At 65.2% G+C, this 20,248-nt stretch carries 14 protein-coding genes; 4 read left to right on the top strand and 10 right to left on the bottom strand.

What is annotated here, in order from left to right; translation table 11 throughout:
• Positions 1-49: 49 nt before the first annotated feature.
• Positions 50-1,600 carry an AMP-binding protein gene (locus ACM42_RS08065; RefSeq protein ID WP_271527402.1) on the bottom strand — a complete coding sequence of 517 codons (1,551 nt, stop codon included), beginning with the start codon at positions 1,598-1,600 and terminating at the stop codon, positions 50-52.
• Positions 1,601-1,618: 18 nt separating this feature from the next.
• Positions 1,619-2,773 carry an iron-containing alcohol dehydrogenase gene (locus ACM42_RS08060; RefSeq protein ID WP_271527401.1) on the bottom strand — a complete coding sequence of 385 codons (1,155 nt, stop codon included), beginning with the start codon at positions 2,771-2,773 and terminating at the stop codon, positions 1,619-1,621.
• A 287-nt stretch (positions 2,774-3,060) separates the two neighbouring features.
• On the opposite strand from ACM42_RS08060, the gene ACM42_RS08055 reads away from it, so the two are divergent.
• From ACM42_RS08055 to ACM42_RS08045, 3 genes are all read left to right on the top strand, one after another.
• Positions 3,061-4,266 (top strand): efflux RND transporter periplasmic adaptor subunit, encoded by a 1,206-nt coding sequence (locus ACM42_RS08055; RefSeq protein ID WP_271527400.1) that lies wholly within the window; start codon positions 3,061-3,063, stop codon positions 4,264-4,266.
• Positions 4,263-7,427 (top strand): efflux RND transporter permease subunit, encoded by a 3,165-nt coding sequence (locus ACM42_RS08050; protein ID WP_271527399.1) that lies wholly within the window; start codon positions 4,263-4,265, stop codon positions 7,425-7,427. The genes ACM42_RS08055 and ACM42_RS08050 overlap by 4 nt, the downstream gene beginning before the upstream one ends.
• A gap of 304 nt (positions 7,428-7,731) precedes the next feature.
• Positions 7,732-8,922 carry an ABC transporter substrate-binding protein gene (locus ACM42_RS08045; RefSeq protein ID WP_271527398.1) on the top strand — a complete coding sequence of 397 codons (1,191 nt, stop codon included), beginning with the start codon at positions 7,732-7,734 and terminating at the stop codon, positions 8,920-8,922.
• A 206-nt stretch (positions 8,923-9,128) separates the two neighbouring features.
• Here ACM42_RS08045 and ACM42_RS08040 read toward each other — a convergent pair whose 3' ends face one another.
• From ACM42_RS08040 to ACM42_RS08025, 4 genes are read right to left on the bottom strand one after another with little or no spacing between them, the layout of a single operon-like run.
• A complete protein-coding gene (locus tag ACM42_RS08040; RefSeq protein WP_271527397.1) occupies positions 9,129-9,515 on the bottom strand; it encodes an MAPEG family protein in 387 nt (128 codons plus the stop codon).
• A 25-nt stretch (positions 9,516-9,540) separates the two neighbouring features.
• Complete coding sequence (locus ACM42_RS08035; protein ID WP_271527396.1) at positions 9,541-10,623, bottom strand: lipocalin-like domain-containing protein; 1,083 nt, start codon at positions 10,621-10,623, stop codon at positions 9,541-9,543.
• Positions 10,613-13,075, bottom strand: coding sequence for an FtsX-like permease family protein (locus tag ACM42_RS08030; protein ID WP_271527395.1), 2,463 nt, complete (start codon positions 13,073-13,075; stop codon positions 10,613-10,615). The genes ACM42_RS08035 and ACM42_RS08030 overlap by 11 nt, the downstream gene beginning before the upstream one ends.
• Positions 13,072-13,725 (bottom strand): ABC transporter ATP-binding protein, encoded by a 654-nt coding sequence (locus ACM42_RS08025; RefSeq protein ID WP_271527394.1) that lies wholly within the window; start codon positions 13,723-13,725, stop codon positions 13,072-13,074. The genes ACM42_RS08030 and ACM42_RS08025 overlap by 4 nt, the downstream gene beginning before the upstream one ends.
• Positions 13,726-13,869: 144 nt before the next feature.
• On the opposite strand from ACM42_RS08025, the gene ACM42_RS08020 reads away from it, so the two are divergent.
• Positions 13,870-15,207, top strand: coding sequence for an MFS transporter (locus ACM42_RS08020; RefSeq protein ID WP_271527393.1), 1,338 nt, complete (start codon positions 13,870-13,872; stop codon positions 15,205-15,207).
• Between the two features lie 191 nt (positions 15,208-15,398).
• Here the strand turns inward: ACM42_RS08020 and ACM42_RS08015 are convergent, their stop codons facing one another.
• From ACM42_RS08015 to ACM42_RS08000, 4 genes are all read right to left on the bottom strand, one after another.
• Positions 15,399-17,114 (bottom strand): N-acyl-D-amino-acid deacylase family protein, encoded by a 1,716-nt coding sequence (locus tag ACM42_RS08015; RefSeq protein WP_271527392.1) that lies wholly within the window; start codon positions 17,112-17,114, stop codon positions 15,399-15,401.
• A 196-nt stretch (positions 17,115-17,310) separates the two neighbouring features.
• The gene (locus tag ACM42_RS08010; protein WP_271527391.1) at positions 17,311-18,516 is read right to left on the bottom strand and encodes an MFS transporter; all 1,206 of its coding nucleotides are present in this window, start codon (positions 18,514-18,516) and stop codon (positions 17,311-17,313) included.
• A 194-nt stretch (positions 18,517-18,710) separates the two neighbouring features.
• Complete coding sequence (locus ACM42_RS08005) at positions 18,711-18,884, bottom strand: hypothetical protein (protein WP_271527390.1); 174 nt, start codon at positions 18,882-18,884, stop codon at positions 18,711-18,713.
• Between the two features lie 83 nt (positions 18,885-18,967).
• Positions 18,968-20,005, bottom strand: coding sequence for an MBL fold metallo-hydrolase (locus tag ACM42_RS08000; RefSeq protein WP_131874406.1), 1,038 nt, complete (start codon positions 20,003-20,005; stop codon positions 18,968-18,970).
• Positions 20,006-20,248 lie beyond the last annotated feature (243 nt).

Here is a 20,248-nt window from a genome sequence, read left to right as displayed (position 1 = left end):
GACAGCAGAGTTTGTGGCGCTTGCCTGTGCGCGCTATCCAGCACGCCCCTCACACGATCCTTGATGCCTTGTTCCCCCAATACCGATCCCGCAGCAGCCGCTTGTACAACTTCCCTGTCGGCAGCCGCGGCAACTCCTTCTCGAAATCGACCGAGCGCGGCACCTTCTGCCGCGACAGCGATTTTGCGCAGAACGCGATCAGCTCTTCGGCGAGAGCCGGCCCCGGCACCACGCCCGGCATCGGTTGCACCACGGCCTTGACCTCTTCGCCGAGATCGACATTGGGCACGCCGAAAACGGCGGCATCCGCCACCTTCGGGTGGGTGATCAAGAGGTTCTCGCATTCCTGCGGATATATGTTCATCCCGCCGGAGATGATCATGAAGGTCGCGCGGTCGGTCAGGTACAGGAAGCGGTCGGCGTCGACATAGCCGACGTCGCCGACCGTGCTCATGCTGCCGTCGGGCGAGCGCGCCTCCCTGGTCTTCTCGGGATCGCTAAAATATTCGAACGGCGTTGCCGTCTTGAACCAGACCTGGCCCGGTGTGCCGGTCGGGCATTCCCGCATATTCTCGTCGAGAATGTGGAGATCGCCGAGCAGCACCTTGCCGACCGTGCCGCGATGGGCGAGCCATTCCTCGCTGTTGCAGGCGGTGAAGCCGAGGCCCTCGGTCGCGCCGTAATATTCGTGGATGATCGGTCCCCACCATTTGATCATGTCGTCCTTGACCAAGGCCGGGCAGGGCGCGGCGGCGTGGATCGCGATCTCCAGCGAGGACAGGTCGTAGCGCTTCCGTATCTCCTCCGGCAGCTTCAGCATGCGCGAGAACATCGTCGGCACCAGCTGCGTGTGGGTGATGCCCCATTGCTCGACGAGCTGGAGGTAACGCTCGGGATCGAAACTCTCCATGATGATCACGGTGCCGCCCATGCGGATCGTGAGGTTCACGGCAGCCTGCGGGGCGGAGTGATAGAGCGGTGCGGGCGACAAATAGACCATGCCTTCCCGGTAGTGCCAAAGCTTCGTCAGAAAATCGAACAGCGGCAGATTGTGCTTCGGCGGCTCTTCCGGCAGGGGCCGCAAAATGCCCTTCGGTCGTCCCGTCGTGCCGGACGAATAGAGCATGGCGGTACCGAGCCACTCGTCGGCGATCGGCGTTTTGGGTAGCTCGGCAGTCACCTCCGCGAGCCCGACGATACGTTCGCTCTCACCGGGGCCGTCGGCGACGATGCAGAGCCTGACGTCGGGGCAGGCCTTGATAGCCTCGCGCGCGATGTCGAGCTTGGCCATGGACGTGATCAGGATCTTCGACTGGCTGTTGACGAGGAGATAGGCGAGCTCGCCCGGCGTCAGGAAGGAGTTGATGCAGGTGTAGTAGAGCCCGGCGCGTTCACCCGCGCCGCAGGCTTCCAGATAACGCGAATTGTTCTCCATGAAGATCGAGTAGTGATCGAGCCGTTTCAAGCCGTGCTTGCGGAACAGATGCGCCAGCCGATTGCTGCGTGCCTCGAGCTCGCGATAGGTGACGGTCTCGCCCGTCGCCGCCATGATGAAGGCGGGCTGCAGCGGGCGCAGGCGGGCATGCGTACCAGTATACATCGATCCTCCGGCTTTCGATCAGGCGGCAAGAAGCAGGATTTCGCGCACGTCGGCGGGGCCATCGATCTTGCGTGGGTTGCGCGGAATCCAGTTCGTACGCATCGCCTGTTCGGCGATGGCGTCGAAATGCTGCGGCGACACACGCACGTCAGCGAGGCTGCGCGGCATGCCGAGCGAACGGATGAAGGCATCGAGCACATCGGCGGCGTTGTGGCCGGGATAGCCCATGGCGGCGGAAACGATCATTTGCCGCTCGGCGTTGTCGCGCGCATTCCAGCGCATCACCGCCGGCAGCATGATGCAGGAGGTGTAGCCGTGCGGCACGTCGAAGGCCGCGCCCAACACGTAGCCGATGCCGTGGCTCGCGCCCATGGGCACGCCGGCTGAAAGTGCGCCCATCGACAGCCAGGTGCCGATCTGCGCGTCCATCCGCGCGTCGAGATCGGCAGGATCGGCCTTCACCCGCGGCAACGCATCGGCGAGCATGGCGAGTCCCTTCACCGATTGCGCATCCGCATAAGGGTGGGTCTCGCGCGAGCAGATCGCTTCGACGCAATGATCGACGGCGCGGATGCCCGTGGACAGGAACAGCCATTCCGGCGTGTGCACGGTGATGGCGGGATCGAGGATGGTCGCGCGCGGCACAATGAGCGGATGCCGCAGCATCTGCTTCACATGCGTGCTGCGGTCGGTGACGCCTGCGATCGCGCTGAACTCGCCGCCGGCGATCGTGGTCGGCACGCTGATCTGTCGCACGCCTGGCGCAGTCATCTCGGGCGCGGTGCCCTTATGGACGCGGATGCGCTCGATGCCCTCGATGTCGTCGATACCGTTGGCAAGGCAGAGCTGCACCGCTTTGGCCCCGTCGGTGATCGAGCCGCCGCCCACGGTGACGATGAGGTCGGCTTGCGCCTCGCGCGCGCTTTGGGTCGCGGCGATCACCGCCTCACGCGGCGTATGTGCCGGCATGGCATCGAATAGTCCGGCGCAGCGCGGGCCAAGCGCCTGCGTGATCTTCGCAATTTCGTCGGTCTGCCGGTTCAGCGTGCCAGAAACCATCAGGAACGCGCGGCGCGTTCCCAGCCGGTCCATCTGCGCGACGATGGCGCCGGCAGCGGGATGGCCGAACACGACCTCCTCGATCGCGCCGAAAACGACACGTCCCTGGTGCACGCCGTCCTCCCCGGACAATTCGTCTTGTTCTTGTGCCGGCAGCCTAGCCGAGTGGCGGCCGTCCGTCATGCGCGAAGGCGCTGGGGTGGCCTCTCTGCTCCCTTGCACGGTTCTTACCGGGAGATTGGCGGGAAGAGAGCCCTGTCAACACGCCATCCGGCCAAGGCGCTCTTCCAAGCCTCGCGAGCAGTGCGGTCTTGAAGAGTTCATCATCGCAACACATCTTGTGTCGCCCGCGGGTAGGCGAGTACCCTGCCTTTTCTGCGGCTTTGATGCGAGGACCTGGGATGAGCGGACCTGACGGAAGCGAGCAGTTTGTCAAAAAGCACGATTTCGTTCAGCCTCGGCCCTACGCGATTACAGGCCTTCTCGCCGTGGCATTCGCGCTGACCGGCTGCGACAAACCGGTATCACAGGCCGCTGCCCCACCGCCGGCGCAGGTGACAGTCGCCCAGCCGGTCAAGCGCACGGTCACCGATTGGGACGAGTTCACCGGCCGCTTCGAGGCGGTGGAGGAGGTGCAGGTGCGGCCGCGCGTCGGCGGCTTCGTCAACTCGGTCGAGTTCACGGACGGCGCTATCGTGCGTCAGGGCGATCTGCTCTACGTGATCGACCCGCGCCCGTTCGAGGCGGTGGCCACCCAGGCGGAGGGGCAGCTGTCGGATGCACGGGCCAAGGTGGAACTCGCCAAGCGCGAGCTCGATCGCGGCCTTAGCCTCGTGCAGACCAGCGCCGTCTCCGAGCAGGTCGTCGATCAGCGCCGCCAGGCCTTGCAGGCCGCGCACGCGGCCGAGATGCAGGCCGAAGGCGCGCTCAAAGCCGCCAAGCTCAACATCGAGTTCACGCATGTCACGGCGCCGCTGACCGGCCGCGTCAGCCGCCACCTCGTCAGCCCCGGCAATCTCGTGCAGGGCAGCGACAACGCAACGTCGACATTGCTGACCTCCATCGTGACACTCGATCCGATCTACATCTATTTCGACATGGATGAGGCGACATTCATCAAATACAGCAAGCTGTGGTTCGAAGGTCGTCGCCCGAGCTCGCGCGACACGGCAAACCCGGTGCAAGTGTCTCTCGCCGGCGAGACCAAGCCGTCTCACGAAGGCGCCATCAACTTCCTCGACAATCGCCTCGACGTCTCCACGGGAACGCTGCGCAGCCGCGCGGTGGTCAAGAACACCGATTTGTCGATCCTGCCCGGCCAGTTCGGCCGCGTCCGCCTGATCGCCAGCGCGCCCTATGAGGCGCTGCTGATTCCGGACGCCGCTGTTGCGACCGACCAGTCCCGCAAGATCGTTTTCGTAGTGAAACCTGATGATACGGTCGAGGCGCGCCCTGTCGCTCTCGGGCCGCTCGACGAGGGCCTGCGCGTGATCCGTGAAGGGCTGAAGCCGGACGATCGCGTTATCGTCAGCGGCATCCAGCGCGCCCGCGTCGGTGCCAAGGTCGCCCCGCAGACCGCGCAAACCCCGGCCGGTGGCAAGTCATGAACCTCGGCCGCCTCTCCATCAACCAGCCCATCCTGGCGATGGTGCTGTCGATCGTGCTGCTGATCGTCGGCGCGCTCGCCTACACCACGCTGCCGGTGTCCGAATATCCGCAAGTGGTGCCGCCCACCGTGGTCGTCACCACGCAATATCCCGGCGCCTCGGCGCAGACCGTGTCCGACACGGTCGCGGCTCCCATCGAGCAGCAGATCAACGGCGTCGAGGACATGCTGTATCTCTACAGCCAGGCGACCTCGAACGGACAGTTGACAATCACCGTCACCTTCAAGCTCGGCACCGATCTCGACAAGGCCCAGGTGCTGGTGCAGAACCGCGTCGCGATTGCACAGCCGCAATTGCCGGACGAGGTGCAGCGCAACGGCGTCGTCACCCGCAAGAACTCGCCCGACATCCTGATGGTCGTGTTCATGCTGTCGCCGGACGACACCTTCGACCAGCTCTACATATCCAACTACGCGCTGCTTCAGGTCCGCGACCAGCTGCTGCGCATCGACGGCGTCGGCGACATCCAGATTTTTGGCGCGCGCGATTATTCGATGCGGCTGTGGCTCGACCCTGACCGCATCGCCAATCTCGGCCTGACTTCGACCGAGGTGCTGGCCGCGATCCGCGCGCAGAACGTCCAGATCGCCGGCGGCCAGATCGCCGAGCCGCCGATCGCGGACCGAGCCTTCCAGCCGAATCTCACCTTTACCGGACGTTTGAAGGACCAGAAGCAGTTCGAGGACATCCTGATCAAGGCCGGTTCCGACGGCCGCACGGTGCGGCTGCGCGACGTCGCCCGGATCGAGCTCGGCGCACTGGCGTATTCCACCAACAGCTTCCTGCTGCGCAAATCGGCCGTCGCCATGCTGGTGACCCAGCGGCCCGGATCGAACGCGCTGGCGACGGCCAAGAGCATCTCCGACACCATGACGAAGCTCAAGGAGAGCTTTCCGAAAGGTCTCGACTACAACATCGGCTATAATCCGACCGAGTTCATCGCCCAGTCCGTCCACGAGCTGATCAAGACAATCTACGAAGCCATGCTGCTGGTGGTCGTCGTGGTGCTGGTATTCCTGCAGGGATGGCGTCCCGCGATCATCCCGATCATCGCGATCCCGGTCTCGCTGGTCGGCACCTTCGCGGTGATGGCGGCGCTTGGATTCTCCATCAACAATCTCACCTTGTTCGGCCTCGTGCTCGCCGTCGGCATCGTCGTCGACGACGCCATCGTCGTGGTGGAGAATGTCGAGCGACATCTCGAGCATGGCATGAGCAGGCGTGATGCCGCGCTCAAGACCATGGAGGAGGTCGGCGGCGCGCTGGTCTCGATCGCCCTGGTGCTCACCGCCGTGTTCGTGCCGACCGCGTTCTTAGGAGGCATATCCGGGCAGTTCTTCCAGCAATTCGCCGTCACCATTGCGGTTGCGACGGCGATCTCCTGCTTCTGCTCGCTGACGCTGTCGCCGGCGCTGGCCTCGCTGATCCTGACGCCGCACGAGGAGAAGAAGCCTCCGGCCGCTTGGAACGTGATCGCGCGCGGCTGGAACGCCTTCACCGGCGTCTTCAACCGCGTGTTCGACCGGCTCGCGCACGGCTATGCCAGCGTCGCCGATTTCGTGATCCGGCATTCCGTCGTGATGCTTCTGATCTATGTCGTGCTGATCGGCAGCGCCGGCTGGCTGATCGTGACCACCCCGCAGGGCTTCATCCCCGCGCAGGATCGCGGCTATGTCATCATATCGGTGCAATTGCCGGGCGCCGCTTCGCTGGCGCGCACCACCGAGGTGGTCCGCGAGATCGAGCGCATCTCGCTGGATACGCCGGGCATCGTCCGCGTTGCCGCTTTCGCCGGCTTCTCCGGCGCCACGCGCACCCAGGCCGGCAATGCGGCCGCGCTGTTCCCGGTGTTCGACGAGCCCGAGGCGCGGCTGAAGAAGGGATTGTCTGCGAACGCCATCACGGCCGAGCTGCGCAAACGCCTGGCCGCGATCCAGGGTGCGTTCATCATCGTGATTCCGCCGCCGGCCGTGCCCGGCATCGGCACCGGCGGCGGCTTCACCATCCGCATCCAGGACCGCCAGGGTCGCGGGCCTGAGCTGCTCGCCGCGGCCACCGACGAGCTCGTCGCCGCGGCGCGCAAATCGCCCTTGCTGCTCGCTCCGACGGTGTTCTCGCCGTTCTCAGCCAACACGCCGCAGCTCTTCGTCGATATCGACCGCACCAAGGCGCAGAAGCTGGGCGTGCCCATCGCTAATATCAACGACACGATCCAGACCTATTTCGGATCGACCTATGTCAACGACTTCAATCTGTTCGGGCGCACCTATCACGTCACAGCGCAGGCCGATTTCCCGTTCCGGAAAGAGCCCAGCGATCTCGCGCGATTGCGGACGCGCAACGCCAATGGCGACATGGTGATGCTCGGCAGTGTGGTCGAGTTCAAGGACGTGTCCGGCCCCGACCGCGTGGCGCGCTACAATCTCTATGCGGCGTCCGAACTTCAGGGCGAACCGGCGCCGGGCACCAGCTCGACCACCGCGCTCAACACCATCAAGCAGCTCGCGGACGACACGCTGCCGAGCGGCTTCACCTTCGAGTGGACGGACCTGTCCTACCAGCAGATCACTGGCGGTAATGCCGGTCTCTACGTGTTCCCGATCTGCGTGCTGTTCGTCTATCTCGTGCTCGCCGCGCAATATGGCAGCTGGACGCTTCCGTTCGCGGTGATCCTGATCGTGCCGATGTGCCTGTTGGCTGCCACCATCGGCGTGCGCATCATGGGCCAGGACGTCAACATCCTCACGCAGATCGGATTCGTCGTTCTGGTGGGGCTTGCAGCGAAGAACGCGATCCTGATCGTCGAGTTCGCGCGCGACATCGAGAACGAGGGCAAGCCGCGGCTGGAGGCCGTGATCGAGGCCTGCCGCCTGCGTCTGCGGCCGATCCTGATGACGTCGTTCGCCTTCATCCTCGGCGTGCTGCCGCTGGTGATCTCCAGCGGCTCCGGCTCGGAGATGCGGCAGGCCGTGGGCGTTGCCGTGTTCTTCGGCATGATCGGCGTCACCCTGTTCGGGCTTCTGTTCACGCCGATCTTCTACGTGGTGGTGCGGAACCTCGCAGAGGGGCGGCGGGACAAGAAGCCGGAGATGGCGGCTTGATGCTGCCTCTCTGTGGCCGTAGACGTCTCCACACCCACCGCTGTCATCCCCGCGAACGCGGGGATCCATAACCACAGGGAGTGGTTTGGCGCGACAGCGGCAACTCCGACTCTTCGCCAAACATCTCCCTGTGGCTGGGTCCCGGATCTGCGCGCGCTTAAGGCGCGCTTGTCCGGGACGACGGCGGAGAATGCGGCGCACCCCCACCCATACTAACGACCAACGTGAAATGGATGGGCACGCGCGGGGTTCTTCACTAGTATCCGCGCGATTTCAAAACAGAAAACTACTGGGAGCTTAACGAATGAAATCAGCATTTTTGGTCGCCGCAGCGTCGGCCGTATTGCTTGCCGCGCCGGCCTTCGCGCAAGGCGTCAAGATCGGCATCCTCAACGATCAGTCCGGCGTCTATGCGGACTACGGCGGCAAATGGTCGGTCGAAGCGGCCAGGATGGCGATCGAGGATTTCGGCGGCGAGGTGCTCGGCCAGAAGATCGAGCTCATCACCGCCGACCATCAGAACAAGCCGGACCTCGCCAGCTCGATCGCGCGCCGCTGGTACGACGTCGAGAACGTCGACATGATCACGGAGCTGACGACCTCCTCGGTTGCGCTCGCGATCCACGAGCTTTCCAAGGAAAAGAAGAAGATCGACATCGTCGTCGGCGCCGCGACCTCGCGCCTCACCGGCGATGCCTGCCAGCCCTATGGTTTCCACTGGGCCTACGACACCCACGCGCTCGGCGTCGGCACCGGCGGCGCACTGACCAAGGCCGGCGGCGACACCTGGTTCTTCCTCACCGCGGATTACGCCTTCGGCTATGCGCTGGAGAAGGACACCAGCGAGATCGTCACCGCCAATGGCGGCAAGGTGGTCGGCTCGGTTCGCGTGCCGCTCAACTCCTCGGACTTCTCCTCCTTCCTGCTCCAGGCGCAGAGCTCGAAGGCGAAGATCGTGGGCCTCGCCAATGCCGGCCTCGACACCACCAACTCAATCAAGCAGGCGTCCGAGTTCGGCATCGTCTCAGGCGGCCAGAAGCTCGCGGGCCTCTTGATGACGCTCGCCGAAGTCAACGGCCTCGGCCTTCAGGCCGCGCAAGGTCTGGTGCTGACCGAAGGCTATTACTGGGATCTCAACGACAAGACGCGCAATCTCGGCGAACGCTTCCTCAAGCGCACCGGCCGGATGCCCAGCATGATCCATGCCGGCACCTACTCGGCGACGCTGAGCTACCTGAAGGCCGTCAAGGCCGCCGGCACCAAGGACCCGGATGCCGTCGCCAAGAAGCTGAAGGAGCTGCCGGTCAACGACGATTTCGCGCAAGGCGGCAAGGTGCTCGAGAACGGCCGCATGGTCCACGACATGTATCTGTTCGAGGTCAAGAAGCCCTCGGAATCGAAGAAGCCGTGGGACTACTACAAGCTGCTTGCCACCGTCCCCGGCGACAAGGCCTTCTTCACCGCCAAGGAAAGCGGCTGCCCGCTGACGAAGTAGGGAAGTGGCACAGCGAGCGCCACACACTCGGTCATCCCCGCCTAGTGCGCAATTGCGCACGGGAGTGGGGATCCATAACCCCAGGGAGACGTGTGGCGCGAGATGCCTACTCCGAGTCTTCGCAAAACGAGTTACTGTGGGTCTGGATCCCGGATCTTCGCTGCGCTCGTCCGGGACGACAGCGGAATGTTTGGCGGCGGATTGCCTCACACCATCCGCAACACCACAGCTCCCAGCGCTCCTGCCCACAACGCCATGGCGGCGATGCTCTGGATCGCGAAACCCATACCGCGCTTGGCCGCAGCCTTCGAATAGCCGACGAAATAGACGATACGGCCGATGATCCAGACCACGCCAATACCCGCCGCGATGGCGTCGCTGATGTAGATCGCGAACAGCCAGAGCGCTGGCAGGAAGATCGGCATCCATTCCAGCGTGTTCATCTGGATGCGGAAGGCGCGTTCGAAATCCGGATGGCCCGACATCGCAGGCACCTTGACGCCGGTCTTGGTGCGCGAGCGCGACACGTTGATGGCGGTGAAGAAATAAAAGGCGATCGCCAGCAGCGTGACGAGGGCGGTGAGATGATACATGGTTAGTTCCTCGAAGAGATCGCGTTCAATAGCCCGTCAGCTCGAGATAGCCAACGCCGTCATGCGTCCCGGCAAAGCTGATCGGTCCTTCCCAATAGGAGAAGCCGGTCGCCATCCAGGCCCTGGGATTGAGCGGCTTGCACAGAATCGAGAACGATCGCGATCGGATTGCGATCTGCCACTCCACCGGCAGCTTTCGTCCCGCGACATCCGCGGTTGCCTTCGGCCTCATCTGGATATCGCTGCCCGCGATCATCTGCGTGTCGCCCGTGGCGCTGATCCAGTTGCCGAACGGATAATCCTTGCCGTCCTTCTGCCGCAGCCGGTACAGCATCAGCTTGTCGCCGGATGCGAGATGCAGTGAGAGCCAGTCCCAGCCGGTCTGGTCGGCATCGAGCGGCTGGCTGCTCCATTCCCTGTCCATCCAGGCCTGGCCCGAGACGTCGATCAGCCTGTCGTCGATGGTGAGCGTGCCCCGCGCGCGGTAGAACGGCTGGCTGTAATAGTAGGATGCCTGCCCGCGTTCGGACTTGCGGCTGTAGCCGCCGTCGCCCTGCAGGACCACCGGACGATCGGCCTCCAGCGTCAATGCGTAGCTGAAATCGGTGCCGGACACCTTCAGCGTCAGCGGCGCCAGTGTGCGATCGTCGGTGCGCTCAAGGCCCTTCATCTCCCAGTCGTCGATCCAGGCATCGAACGGCTTGGCCGTCACGCCGGCCTGCCCGACGCCGCCGCGCGAAAACGTTTCGTTGAAGCGGTGGGTGTCGGCCCGTGTCACCGCTGCATGCGCCATCCACACCTGCTGATTGGCCCAGCTTTCGCCTTGTGGACCCGGCTGCGCGGCCTGGCGGAACAGCGTCCATTGCAGGCCGCAAGCCGCGCCGCTGCCATCGACGAGGTTTGCCGTGAGATACCACCACTCGATGCGAAAGTCCGGATGCGGCCCGTGATCGGCGGGAAAGGTGAATGTCTTTCCCGGCGTGACCTTGGCAAAGCCGTCGGCGGCCTCGCCGAGCCCGGCATAGCCCTGCGCGCCGGCGCGCCGCGCGAGAGCGAGGGCGGCGATGCCGGCGGCGATGGCGCGCCGCGAGATCCGGTCAGCGTTCATTGGCAAACACCTTGACGAGGGTCGCCGGCTGCATCCGTGCCAGCCGCAGCATCGGCAGCAAGGCGGCCACCAGCGAAGCAAGCAGTGCGACCACGACCAGTTCGACCAATTGCAGCGGAAACACGTGGAACGGCAGCCGCCAGCCGAATGCCTTCACATTGACGATCGCAATCAGGCACCACGCCACCAGGAGGCCGAGCGGTACCGCCAGCAGCGACGTGAACAGTGCGACCGAAAGCGTCTTGGTCAGCTCGATCGCGGCAAGGCGCGGCCGCGTGACGCCGATCGCCCACAGCGGGGCGAGCTGCGGCAGGCGGGAGTTCGCCAGCGTCAGCAGGCTGGTCAGCAGCGCGATGCCGGCGACGCCGAGCGTGAAGGCGTTCAGCGCGGAGGTCACGGCGAAGGTGCGATTGAAGATGCGGATCGATTCCGCCTTCACCGTCGCCTGGTCGGCGACGCTTCGGTCGTCGAGCGCAAACTGCTTCTGCAAAGCCGCGATCAGGCCGGGGATATTTTCCTTGGCGACGATCAGGCCCATCCGCGTCTGCGGCGTCTGCGGAAACTGCCGGACCAGCGCCGCGACATTCACGGCAAGCTGCCCCCTGGGATTGCCGTAATCGGCATAGATGCCGACGATGTCGAGCTCCCAGGTGCCGCCCGGCGCCGGCACTTCGATCACATCACCGAGGCGCACATTCAGCCGGCGGCTCAACTGCTCGCTGATGAAGGCGGCGTTGCCCGGCACCAGCCGGGTCCAGGCGCGCGGCGCGGCTTGCAGCAGCGGCCAGCGCTCGCGATACAGCGCGTGATCGGGCAGGCCCAGCAGCTCCACCGGCTGGTCTCGAATCTGCGCTTCCGCACGTCCGCCCGAGAGGATCGCCTGGACGTCGCTGCGCTGCTTCAGCCAGTTGCGGATCGCAACGCCCTGCGCATTGTCGGACGCGCTGATGTAGACGTCGGCGGCGAGCCGCCCGTCGAGCCAGCCGATGAAGGTGCGGCTGAAGGTCTCCACCATGGTGGACACCCCGACATTGACGGCGAGCGCGAGCAGCAGCGCCATCAGGGCGAGCGACAATCCGGAAAGCTGTTGTCGGCTGTCCGCCCAGAACCACAGCGCAAGCGGGCCACGCGCGACGCGCTGGCCGGCGAGCAGGATGATGTCGAGGAAGGCCGGCAGGATCAGCGCCGCACCTAACATCAGGGCGGCGAGCACGCCAAAGCCCGCGATCAGCGATTGCCCGTAGTGGAGCAGCAACAGGGCGACCGCGAACACGGCGCAGGCCGCACAGCTCTGCAGGACCAGCCAGCGGCGTTGCCGTTGCTGCCAGGCGCGCGGCTGGGCGGTTGCCAGCACCGGCATCCTGATCGCCTTGATCAGGCTCGTTGCTGCCGCCACCAGCGCGCCGGCAACGCTGATGCCGATGCCGGCGAGCCACCACTCGCCTCGCAGGCTGAGCTGCCCCGGAATCTGCGCGCCATAGAGCCCGCGCAGCGAAGCGGCGACGTCGGGCAGCAGGGCAGCCGCGATGAAATAGCCGCAAGCGAGCCCGATCAGCCCGGCGATCAGCGCCAGTGCCACCAGCTCGACCACCAGCACCGTGTTGACCAGTCGCGCCGAGGCGCCGCAGGCGCGCAAGGTCCGCAGCATCGGCAGCCGCTGTTCGAAGGCGAGGCCGACGGCCGAGTTGACGATGAACAGGCCGACGAAGAACGACAACAGGCCGAACGCGGTGAGGTTGAGATGGAAACTGTCGGTGAGGTGCTCAAGCTCCGTCTCGGCATCCGGCTCGACCCGCTGCAACTGCTCGCCAACGACGCTGGCCAGCGGCGCCGGCTTGCCCTTCGGCTTGCCGATCAGGAGCCGGGACACCTGATCCGGCTTGTTGAGGAGGCGCTGTGCCACGCCGATATCGACCACGAGCACGTCTGGCACGAGCTGCGGCAGCACGCGCAGCGGCGGCAGCTTTGCGCCATTGCTGATCGCCGGCGCCGCGCCTTCCGCCTCCTGCAAGTCGGCCAGCGTCTCCCGCGCCGCCAGCGTCTGGCCCGGCGGCGCAACGAAGCTGCTCAGATCCGAGGCGCCAAGCCGCGGCGCGTTGCCGACATCGGCCGGCAGCGTCACCGGCTCGATGCCGAGCAGCCGCACCGAGCGCCCGTTGATCTGGACCCGTCCCTCCAGCACCGGCGAGACCGGCCAGCCCGCGCGCCGGAGCTTGACGAACAGTTCCTGGGAAAAGGTTGCCGCATTTGGCGCCACCAGCATCGCCGTGCGCACGCCGCCGAACGTCGCCGCGGCACGGTCATAGGCATTGCGGGCCTGCTGGTTGATCGCCTGCACGCCGCTCCATAGCGCGGTCGCCGCGATCAGCCCGATCAGCAGCGTGGCGAACTGCATCTTGTGTCGCCGCCAATGGCTGAGCAGCACGGCGAGGATCCACAGCGCGCGCCTCATGCGATGCGCCCCGCATGCAGGGTGAGGTGGCGGTCGAGGGTCGCAGCCAGATGCAGGCTGTGCGTCACCATCAGGAAGCCGCAGCCGGTGCGCGCGACGAGGTCGCGCGTCAGCGCCAGCACGTCTTCGGCGGTGGCTTCGTCCAGATTGCCGGTCGGCTCGTCCGCGAGCAGCAGCGCGGGCTTTGTCGCGAGTGCCCGGCCGATCGCGACCCGTTGTTGCTGGCCGCCTGATATTTGCTCTGGATAACGCTTGAGCAGGCCGCCGAGTCCGAGCCGCTCGACAAGCTCCTTGATCCAGGCCCCGTCATGTCGGCCGGCGATCCGCGCCTGGAAGGCGAGATTGTCCGCGACCGAGAGGCTCGGGATCAGGTTGTATTGCTGGAAGACCAGCCCGATGCGATCGCGCCGCAAGCTGGCGCGTCCCGCATCCGACAGCTTGGTGACCTCGATCTCCTCCAGCTGGATCGTGCCGCCGTCGGCGGCATCGAGCCCCGCGATCAGATGCAGCAATGTGCTCTTGCCGCTGCCGGACTCGCCGGTCAGTGCGACGCGTTCGCCGTGCCTGAGGTCGAGATCGACGCCGCGCAGCACATGGACCGGCTCGCCGGCCGAGGAGAACGTCTTGGAAAGATTTCGGATGCTCAGCACGATGAATGGCGCCGGACGGAATTAACGGAATTGCTGCGTAGCACACTTGCTGCGGAAATGCCGGGTTGCGTTGGTTGTGAAGCCGTTGTTAGCTTCCAAGACGGCCAAATCAAAAAAGTGCCAAAAAGACATACGGGGAGATTCATGAGCGCTCAGGGAACGCCAGCGGTGGCGGGCAGGACGGCAGGGCAATCCAAGGCAACGCCAAAGGGCGCCTGGACCGTTACATTTCTCCTCTTTCTCTTCATGGTGGTGAACTTCGCGGACAAGATCGTCGTCGGTCTCGCCGGCGTGCCGATCATGACCGACATGAAGCTCAGCGCCGAGCAGTTCGGCCTGCTCGGATCATCTTTCTTCTTCCTGTTCTCGATCTCCGCCATCGTGGTCGGCTTCATCGTCAACAAGGTGCCGACGCGCTGGGTGCTGCTTGCTCTGGCTGTCATCTGGGCGCTGGCGCAATTTCCGATGGTCGGCACCGTTTCCTTCACCACGCTCCTGATCTGCCGCATCGTGCTGGGCGCCGGCGAAGGCCCGGCCTTCTCGGTCGCCGCGCACGCCATCTACAAATGGTTCCCCGACGAGAAGCGCACGCTGCCGACCGCGATCCTGTCGCAAGGCTCGGCCTTCGGCGTCATCCTCGCGGTGCCGGCGCTGAACTGGATCATCGTCAACCATTCCTGGCATTATGCCTTCGGCGCGCTCGGCGTCGTCGGCCTGATCTGGGTTGCGGCCTGGCTCACGCTCGGCAAGGAAGGGCCGCTGGAGGACACGCAGGTCTCGGCCGCGGCCGAGCCGAAGATCCCATACTTGCAGCTTCTCACCTCGCGCACCTTCATCGGCTGCGTCGCCGCAACCTTCGGCGCCTATTGGGCGCTGTCGCTCGGCCTGACATGGTTCACGCCGTTCATCGTCAGGGGGCTCGGCTTCTCACAGAGCCAGGCCGGCTTCATCTCGATCCTGCCCTGGGTGTTCGGCGCGACCATCGTCATGCTCGCCGGCTGGATCTCGCAGGTGATGATGGCGCGCGGCTACAACACCCGTGCGGCGCGCGGCGTTCTCGGCTCGGTGCCGCTGGTGATCGGCGGGCTGATCCTGGCGATGATGCCGCATGTCCAGGGCGCGGGCCTCCAGATCGCGTTGCTTGTGATCGGCTCGGGCCTGTGCGGGGCGATCTATGTCGTCTGCCCGCCCATGCTCGGCGAATTCACTCCGACGTCGCAGCGCGGCGCGATCCTCGCGATCTACGGTGCGCTCTACACGCTCGCCGGCATCATCGCGCCGGCCGTGATGGGGGCCACGATCCAGCGTGCCGGCAGCACGATCGACGGCTACATGACCGGCTTCACCATTAATGCCGTGATCATGGTCGGCTCCGGCCTGCTCGGCCTGCTCCTGCTCTGGCCGAACACCGAGCGCGCGCGGCTGACGCGCGGTGCCGCTCCGCAGGCGGCGGCACTGAAGGGCGCGGTGTCGCCGACGTAGGGCGAGGCTCTCTTACCCTCCCCTGGAGGGGGAGGGTCGATCGCGCGCAGCGCGAGCGGGGTGGGGTGATCTCTCCGCTCGGGCACTGTTGGATGGGGAAAGACCGTCACCCCACCCCGCTACGCATTTCGCTTCGCTGCATGCGTAGCTACCCTCACCCTCCAGGGGAGGGTAGCTAGGCGCCCGTCTCGCTAATTCATCCCCTGCGCACCGCGAATCAGCTTGCCCGGCCGGCGTCCCGTCGCCTCGCCATGTCGCCGCGTCACCACGCCCGACACGATGGTCGCCTCGTAGCCGTCGACACCCTGCAGCAACCTCCGCCCGCCGACCGGCAGATCGTAATGCACCTTCGGCGGATGCAGATGCAGCCGGTCGTAATCGATCACGTTGACGTCGGCTTTATAGCCCCGAGCAATAAGCCCGCGGTCGGTGAGACCGACCGAGAGCGCGGTCTTGCGCGACTGCGCCGCGACCACGAACGGGATCGTGAGCTTCTCGCCGCGCTTGCGGTCACGCGTCCAGTGCGTCAGCAGATAGGTCGGGAAGCTCGCATCGCAGATGATGCCGCAATGCGCGCCGCCGTCGGACAGGCCCGGCACCGATTGCGGATCGAGCAGCATCTCGCGCGTCGCATCGAGATTGCCGTCGGAATAGTTCAGGAAGGGCACGTAGAGCATGCCGCGGCCTTCGTCCGACAGCATGGCGTCATAGGCGAGCTCTTCCGGCTGACGGCCCAGCTTGCGCGCCTGCGGTCCCAGCGCGTTCTCCGGCGGCTGCTCGTAATCGGGGGGATCGCCGAGCAGGAACATCTTGTCGTAGTTGGGACGGAAGAACAGCGGATCGTCGGTCGCGGTCGCCGTCTCGCTCAGGATCGCCTTGCGCACATCAGGCTGGCGCAACCGCGCCAGCCGCTCCTGCAGCGGCAGATGGGCGATCGCCCTGTAGCTCGGATGGGTCTGGAAAGGGTTGCGCGACAGCTCGAGCCCGAGCAAGAGACCAACGGGGCGCGCCGCGATCTGCGCGGTGATGGAGAGGCCGCGCCGCGCTGCCGCATTGATCTCGTCCAGCGTCTGGCGCCAGCGCTGCGGTGCCTTGTCGTTCTGCGTGATCGAGAACGAGATCGGGCATTTCGTCGAGTCTGCGACCCGCAGCATCATCGGCAGGTCTTCGTGGATGGTGGAGAGGTCGAGCACGAATTGCAGCACGCTGCGGCCCTGCCGGTGCATCGCGCCGGCAATCGCGGTGAGCTCGTCCTCGCCTGCTTTCAGCGTCGGTGTGAAATCGCCGGTCGAGGTGCGATGATTGAGCGTGCGCGAGGTCGAGAAGCCGAGCGCGCCCGAGCGTACCGCCTCGCCCGCGAGCTTTGCCATCGCCGCGTTGTCCTCCGCGGTCGAGGGGTCGCGGCGCGCGCCGCGCTCGCCCATGACGTAGACGCGCAGCGCCGCATGCGGCAGTTGCGCGCCGACATCGATGTCGAAATCGCGCCTGGAGAGCCAGTCCATGTAGTCTGGAAAGCTCTCCCAGGCCCAGGGAATGCCGGCGCTCAGCACCGGCTCCGGAATGTCCTCGACGCCTTCCATGAGCTGGATCAGGCGGGTGTGGTCATCAGGCTTGCACGGCGCAAAGCCGACGCCGCAATTGCCCATGATCGCCGTGGTGACGCCGTTCTGTGAGGACGGCGTGATGTCCTGGCTCCAGGTGACCTGTCCGTCGTAATGGGTATGCACGTCGACGAAGCCAGGTGTCACCAGCTTGCCGCGCGCGTCGATCTCTTCGCGGCCTGTGCCTGCGACCTTCCCGACCTCGCTGATCTTCCCGCCGCTGATGGCGACGTCGGCCTCGAACAGTTCGCCGCCGCTTCCATCCGCGACAGTGCCGCCGCGGATCACGAGATCAGGGGTACTCATGGTGTTTCTTCCCGTTTTGTTGTTTTGCTTTTCTCTATCCGTCGTCCCGGACAAGCGAAGCGCAGATCCGGGACCTAGACGTTTCGCGAAGACTCGTAGTGACCGGTCTTGCGTTGCGATTCCTCCCTGTGGTTATGGGTCCCTGCGCCCCGTGCGCAATCGCGCACTCGGCAGGGACGACGGTTGAATTTGTAGCTCAAGCCTTGGCCGGCTTCCGCTCCGTGAACGGCGACAGCACCACCGTCGCCACCATGAAGATCACGGACGCGCCGAACACCCAGTGCGGTGCGTTCTGGTCCATGATCCAGCCGAACAGCAGCGGGCTGACGATGCCGCCGAGATTGAAACCGGTGGAGACGATGCCGAAGGCGCGCCCCGCAGCGCCGGCCGGCGCCGCATTGCGCACCAGCATGTCGCGCGAGGGCGCGATCACGCCGGAGAGGAAGCCCGCGGTCGCCATCGTGGCGGTCAGCGCCCAGCCCGGCAGCGTCACCAGCGCGATCAGCAGCACGATTGCCGCGTTCGCCGCAAAGCAGGCAGCCGCGACATAGCCGTGACGCTCGGTGTGGTCGGCGAGGAAGCCGCCCGCGAGCACGCCGATGGCGCTGGCGCCCAAGAACGCGGTCAGCGCGATGTTGGCGGCGGAGTAAGAGGCGCCGTAGCCGCTCATCAGCGCCACCACGCCGAAATTGTTGATGCCGGCGACCGACAGGCTGAGCAGCATGAACAGCGCGGTCAGGGTGATCAGCGCCGGCGTGATCACCGCCTGCTTCGGCGCGCTCTCGCCGCCCGGCTTCTTCTTGTGCGCGCCCGCGTCCGGAATGTTCATGACGATCAGCAGCAGCGCCACTGCGACACCAATCGCGCCGGACGCGATCAGCGCCCCGGCGCCACCGGACAATGTGACGAGCGCTGCGACGATGGCCGGCGCCACCGCACCGCCGAGAAAACCGGCAAAGGTGTGGATCGAGAAGGCGCGGCCCATTCGTGCCTCGTCCATGTGTTCCGCCAGAATCGCGTAATCGGCGGGATGGTAGACGCTGTTGGCGAGGCCGAGCAGCACGGCGCAGGCGATCAGCGAGGCGTAGCTGAGGTGCAGCCCGAGCAGGATCAGCGCGACACCGCCCAGCGTCAGCCCGGCCAGCAAAATCCTGCGCGCGCCGAAATGGTCGACCAGATAGCCCGTCGGCGCCTGCGTCAAGCCGGACACCACCGCAAACACGGTGAGCGCGAAGCCGAGCTCGATATAGCCCACGCCGAGCTGGCTTTTGAGAAACGGGAACAGCATCGGCAGCACCAGCAGATGGAAATGGCTGACCCAATGCGCGATCGAGATTCCGGTCAGCGTGCGCAGCGCACTGTCCGCCTTGCCTTGCTGCGGTGCGGCGAGAACGTCGACCATTGCAGTTCCGTTTCACTCCCGATGGAGGCGCAAACTATCGGGGAGAGCGGTTATTTGTCCATGAACGCAGGCGCATGGCAGCTAGCGAGGACGCTGCAATCTCGATGATTGCTCGGCGGTGCAGTGTCGCACACTGCGCTTCCTCCCCCGCAAGGGGGGAGGGAACGCACAGTTCGCGAGGCAGCTTCATGCCCTCACAACGGGTCGTCATCCGGCCCGTAGCGGTCGCGCTTCGGTGTTGCGATATCGCCGTCTTCGTAATCGTCGTCATCGATCTCGCGCGGCGGCAGGGGCTTCTTCGCCTTGTCGTCCGCCGGCCTGTTCTCGGCGGTCTTGGGCGGCTCGCTCGGCTTGCCAGTCTTGGCCATGATTGGTCCCGGATGGTGATGCTGGATCCGATCCTATCCGGAAAATGCCTGCCGCGCCTGACCTATCGCAAGCCGATGGCCGTTCAGTGCAGCACCGGTCCGCCAGCCTTCTTCCAGGCATCGATGCCGCCGGCGATATGGGCGGTGTTGAGAAGTCCCGCTTCCTTCGCAGCCGCCACGGCCATCGCCGAGCGTTCGCCGAAGGCGCAGAAGAACACCACACGGCGGCCGGTGGCGGCCGCGACCTCGCGCAGCATGCCGCCGGGCTTGAGGCTCTCCTCGACGGAGGGATAGGGCGTGTGCAGCGCGCCTTCGAGCGTGCCGTGCTTCAGCCGCTCGTTGGTCTCGCGCAGGTCGACCAGCAGGATGTCGGGCCGGCCGAGCGCGCGGATCGCCTCGACGGCGCTGAGCGCGCGGCCTTCCTTTTCCAGCTCCTCCTGATGCAGGCCGACATGCATGTTGGCGGGCACCGCCACGTCCATCATCTTCGGATTGGGCAGCTTCAGGTTCGCCATCAACTCGATATATTCGTCCACCGAGCGCACCTGGAGCCGCGGATTGTAGCGCTTCTCCTCGCCGATGGTGGAGACGGTGTCGCCCTTGTAGTCATGCGCCGGGAACACCATCGTTTCGTCCGGCAGCTTCAAGAGGCGGTTGAAGATCGAATCGTATTGCGCGCGCGATGAGCCGTTCTGGAAATCGGTGCGGCCGGTACCGCGGATCAGAAGCGTGTCGCCGGTGAAGACGCGGTCGCCCATCAGATAGGAATAGGAATCGTCGGTGTGACCCGGCGTGTACATCACGTCGAGCGACAGGCCCTCGATCGTCACCTTGTCGCCGTCGGCCACCCGCATCGCCACCACGTCGGCCTTGGTCTGGTCGCCCATCACGGTCATGCAATGGGTGCGGTCGCGCAGCTCGCCGAGGCCGGTGACGTGGTCGGCATGCAGATGGGTATCCACTGCCTTCACCAGCTTGAGGTCGAGCTCGCGCAGCAATTGGCAGTAGCGGTCGACCTTTTCCAGCACGGGATCCAGGATGAGCGCCTCGCCGCCGGCGCGGCTGGCCAAGAGATAGCTGTAGGTGCCCGAGACGCTGTCGAAGAGCTGGCGGAAGATCATGGCTTGGACCCGGCGTGGAACTAATTTCGAGGATTCTACTACGCCGGGGGTCGAAAGGAGAAGTAATTCACTGGATAGGTAGCAAAATTTGGAAGATTTTATTCCACGTCTTGGGTGGGACGACGGCCTCAAATTCCCCTGTCGTCCCTGCGAACGCAGGGACCCACAACCCCAAGGAGGATTTTGGCGAAGACCAGCCGTTCGGTACTGCAACCGCCGCGAAGGATAGATCACGCGGTATGG

The organism is Bradyrhizobium sp. CCBAU 25338 (assembly GCF_028128965.1).
GTDB classification, from domain to species: Bacteria; Pseudomonadota; Alphaproteobacteria; order Rhizobiales; family Xanthobacteraceae; genus Bradyrhizobium; species Bradyrhizobium liaoningense.
Note: the sequence above shows the minus strand (reverse complement) of the source record. Positions and strands in the feature narration are given on the sequence as shown.